The following is a 348-nucleotide window of genomic DNA, read 5'->3' on the forward strand; positions in this document are numbered from 1 at the left end:
GCCACCTCCGCCTGGCTGCCCCATGGCGTGAGCGAGATCGAGACGGTCGGCATCCCTACCGTGTCCAGCGTACGCGTGGCGCCGCCGCGGATCGCCGCGGCGGCGGTGGCCTTCGAGTGCGAGGTGGCGGAGATCAAGCCGTATCCGGCGGAGAACCCCAATTGCCACCTGATCTTCGCCCGCGTGCTGCTGGCCCATGTCGACGATGCCGTGCTGGCCGACGAGCGCCATGTGGATAGCGCCCGGCTCGACCTGGTCGGTCGCCTGGGCGGCAGCCACTACAGCCATACCCGCGACACGTTCAGCATGATCCGGCCCAGGTAGCCGGGCTCAGTCCGGCGCCCGCAG

Annotated in this window: 1 pseudogene; it reads left to right on the plus strand. The window is 70.4% G+C overall.

Annotation, left to right across the window (positions count from 1 at the left end):
- Positions 1-324, plus strand: a pseudogene (locus FLO80_RS24395) (hypothetical protein); the annotation flags it as partial.
- Positions 325-348 lie beyond the last annotated feature (24 nt).

It is taken from the genome of Aquicoccus porphyridii, assembly GCF_008369105.1.
GTDB classification, from domain to species: domain Bacteria; phylum Pseudomonadota; class Alphaproteobacteria; order Rhodobacterales; family Rhodobacteraceae; genus Aquicoccus; species Aquicoccus porphyridii.